This is a genomic window from Paraburkholderia sp. J41, from assembly GCF_905220235.1.
Lineage (GTDB): Bacteria > Pseudomonadota > Gammaproteobacteria > Burkholderiales > Burkholderiaceae > Paraburkholderia.
Map to the genome: position 1 here is coordinate 1 of NZ_CAJMZE010000087.1, position 1,179 is coordinate 1,179.

Genomic DNA, 1,179 nt, shown 5'->3' on the forward strand with positions numbered 1-1,179 from the left:
TTGGCCGTCGAAGCTGCCAGGCTGTACAGCTGCGAACCGTTCACCGCGTCGAGGCTCGATACGTTCACGAGGCCGTTAGCCACGTTGTGCAACGCCACCGCGCTTGCACCCGAGCCGCCCAGCGTCACCGACGTATGCGCCGACGAGTCGTACAGCACCGCGTCTTGCAGCTTGCCGCTGATGTTGGTGATCTGGCTGTTGATGTTCGAAACGTTGCCCTGCAGCGTCGTCACGTTGGTGTTCGTCGCGTTCAATTGCGAACCGTTCACCGCATCGGTGCTCGTTGCGCTCAGCAGGCCGTTAGCCACGTTGTGCAACGCCACCGCGCTCGCACCCGAACCGCCCAGCGTCACCGACGTATGCGCCGACGAGTCGTACAGCACCGCGTCATTGAGCTTGCCGCTGATGTTCGTGATCTGGCTGTTGATGTTCGAAACGTTGCCTTGCAGCGTCGTGACATTGCCTTGCAGCGTCGTCACGTTGGTGTTCGTCGCGTTCAGCTGCGAACCGTTCACCGCATCGGTGCTCGTTGCGCTCAGCAGACCGTTGGCCACGTTGTGCAACGCCACCGCGCTTGCACCCGAGCCGCCCAGCGTCACCGAGTTGTGCGCCGACGAGTCGTACATCACGGCGTTAGCCATCTGGCCGTTGATGTTCGTGATCTGGCTGTTGATGTTCGAAACGTTGCCCTGGAGCGTCGTCACGTTGCCCTGGAGCGTCGTGACATTGCCTTGCAGCGTCGTGACGTTGCCCTGGAGCGTCGTCACGTTCGTGTTCGTCGCGTAGAGCTGCGAACCGTTCACCGCGTCGAGGCTCGCCGTGCTCAACTGGCCGTTGGCCACGTTGTGCAACGCCACCGCGCTCGCACCCGAACCGCCCAGCGTCACCGAGTTATGCGCCGACGAGTCGTACAGCACCGCGTCTTGCAGCTTGCCGTTGATGTTCGTGATCTGGCTGTTGATGTTCGAAACGTTGCCTTGCAGCGTCGTGACATTGCCTTGCAGCGTCGTCACGTTGCCCTGGAGCGTCGTCACATTGCCTTGCAGCGTCGTCACGTTCGCATTCGTCGCATTCAGTTGCGAACCGTTCACCGCATCGGTGCTCGTTGCGCTCAGCAGACCGTTGGCCACCTTGTGCAGCGCCACTGCGGTCGCGCCCGTGCCGCCCAGCGTCACCGAC

General features: G+C 62.3%; 1 pseudogene. It reads right to left on the reverse strand.

Annotated elements, in window-relative coordinates:
• Positions 1-1,179, reverse strand: a pseudogene (locus U5805_RS31525) (hypothetical protein); the annotation flags it as partial.